The 2,467-nt window shown below is 60.5% G+C and carries 2 protein-coding genes; one reads left to right on the plus strand and one right to left on the minus strand.

Going from position 1 to position 2,467, the window contains the following annotated elements; translation table 11 throughout:
* Positions 1 to 101: 101 nt before the first annotated feature.
* Complete coding sequence (dapE, locus tag RTS12_RS20580; protein ID WP_312532000.1) at positions 102 to 1,244, minus strand: succinyl-diaminopimelate desuccinylase; 1,143 nt, start codon at positions 1,242 to 1,244, stop codon at positions 102 to 104.
* Positions 1,245 to 1,440: 196 nt separating this feature from the next.
* Here dapE and RTS12_RS20585 point away from each other — a divergent pair.
* Positions 1,441 to 2,467, plus strand: a 1,027-nt coding sequence (locus tag RTS12_RS20585; protein ID WP_409455729.1) for an acyl-CoA dehydrogenase family protein, incomplete at its 3' end; no start/stop codon positions are given.

Raw genomic sequence — 2,467 nt, forward strand, 5'->3', positions numbered from 1 at the left:
GTCATAGGCGTCGCGCTCTTCCTCAAGCGGAACATGCTGTTCTTCAACGAAAACCTTCAGGCGGATGGCCAGACAGGCCGCGAAATCATGCGTTTTCTCTATCACGAAAAATACCCATCCAGAACCGAGCGATAAATCCGGGCCAATTGCTGCACCTGCTCGACCGGTACACGTTCATCCACCTCATGCATAAAACGACCGACCAGACCATATTCAAGGACCGGGCAGTGATTTTGGACAAAGCGCGCATCCGATGTCCCGCCGCCGGTGGACAGGACCGGGGTAACGCCCGTCTCTCGCGCCACCACCGCGCGCACCAGATCAACAAAGGGGCCGGGTTCGGTGACAAAGCTCTCGCCCGAGCAATCGCTTTCCAGCGTGAATTCAACGCCGGTCTCAGCCTCGATCCGCGCGGCCAGATCTGTCAGCCGGGTGATGAGGCTGGCGCTGGTATGGGCATCGTTGAAACGGATGTTCAGCAGCGCGCTTGCGCGCTGGGGCACGACATTGGTTGTGGCATTGCCGCAGTCGATCGAGGTGACTTGCAAGCCAGAGGGCTCAAAATGATCGGTGCCCTGATCCAGCGGGGTCTGGGTCAGCTCGCCCAGATAGCGGATCAATGCATGCAGCGGATTCTTGGTCAGATGCGGATAAGCAGCGTGGCCCTGCACCCCTTTGACCAGAATCTTGAAGTTGATCGAACCGCGCCGCCCGATTTTCATCATTTCGCCGACCTTGGTCGGGTTCGAGGGCTCGCCGACAATGCACACGCTCATCTGCTCGCCATTGGCCTTCATCCAATCCAGCAGAGCAACGGTGCCATCACGGCTTGGCCCTTCCTCATCGCCGGTGATGGTCAGGATCAGGGCGCCGTCGCCGGGCAGATCCGGCACCATGTCGATTGCGGCGGCGGTAAAGGCCGCGACACCCGATTTCATGTCGGTCGCACCGCGTCCCCAGATCATGCCATCCACGACTTCTCCTGAAAAAGGCGGGTGGGTCCAGCTGGCGATATCGCCGGGGGGCACGACATCGGTATGGCCATTAAAGCCAAAGCTGCGCGCGGCCCCTTTTGCGCCGTAACGGGCAAACAGATTGGGCGTGCCATTGCGGTCGACGCGATGGGTCTCGAATCCGGCCTCGCGCAACAGCGCTTCAAGCAGCACCAGCGCGCCGCCTTCTTCAGGGGTGACAGAGGGGCAGCGGATCAGTTGCGCGGTCAGGGCGGCGGCATCGATTTTCATGGGGCGGCTCGGTTTGGAAATATCGCTTCAGGGATACACCTGTGAGGATAGCCTTTCCAAGGCCGGGCGCGCCGTCCTGGGGTTAGCTGAACGTCAAAGACATATTCGTTCGATTTTGAACATTAATTTGCATGATAGTTGCGCTGCGGTTGCGAAGGCGTTAGAAATTGCTGCAACGCCGCAAGGGATGAACCAGATGAACCAGTTTGCCGCCCAGATGCATTCCGCCGATCCGATCGCCTTAAGCCGCGCCGTCCAGCCCGAACTGGACGCGCTGCAAGATCGCGCAATCAAGGCCTTGCGCGAATTGGTCGCGCCAGAGGGCAAGCCGGATGCCGGATTGATCGAGCAGCATCAACATGCCGCCCATGCCCTGTCCTGGCTTGCCACCTATGTCGAATCGCTGCGCCAACTTTCAGCTTGGGCCGCGCGTCTGGCCGATGAGGGGCGCTGGGGCGCCATTGAGGTGCATATTCTGACCATCGGTTTTGCCGAATATCTGACCCAGATCGCTGGCGGCATCCCCATGAGCCAGAACGAATTCGCCCGTCTGAGCGATCTGGGGATCAGCTGGCAGCCCTCGGCGGCGGCGCGCGATCTGATGGCGGCCAATACTCCCGCAGTACGGGCGGCGCTGGTCCAACTGATGCAGGATAATCAGGGGCGAGCGACCTTTGGTGCCAGCGGGCTGGATGACGAATTAGAGATGATTCGCGACCAGTTCCGCCGCTATGCCGATGAGCGTGTGATCCCCAATGCCCATGGCTGGCATCTGCGCGACGAGTTGATCCCCATCGAAATCATCAATGAACTTGCCGAGCTTGGCGTTTTCGGCCTGACCATCCCCGAAGAATTTGGCGGGCTTGGCCTGTCGAAGGCCTCGATGGTGGTGGTCTCTGAAGAGCTGTCTCGGGGCTATATCGGCGTGGGATCTTTGGGCACCCGCTCGGAAATCGCGGCCGAACTGATTTTATGCGGGGGGACCGAGGCGCAAAAGGCCCAATGGCTGCCCGCGCTCGCCTCGGGAGAGATTTTGCCCACTGCGGTCTTTACCGAGCCCAACACCGGCTCTGATCTGGGGGCATTGCGCACCCGCGCGACGCGCACCCCAGAGGGTTGGGAGGTGACAGGCAATAAGACCTGGATCACCCATGCCGCGCGCACCCATGTCATGACGCTGCTGGCGCGCACCGATCCCGAGACAACGGATTATCGCGGACTGT

The sequence above is a fragment of the Paracoccus sp. (in: a-proteobacteria) genome, assembly GCF_032007265.1.
In the GTDB taxonomy this organism is placed as follows: Bacteria; Pseudomonadota; Alphaproteobacteria; order Rhodobacterales; family Rhodobacteraceae; genus Paracoccus.

Bases quoted from the DNA above. Each gene is read 5' to 3' on its own strand.
- dapE (WP_312532000.1), bottom strand. From the start codon at position 1,244: ATGAAAATCGATGCCGCCGCCCTGACCGCGCAACTGATCCGCTGCCCC.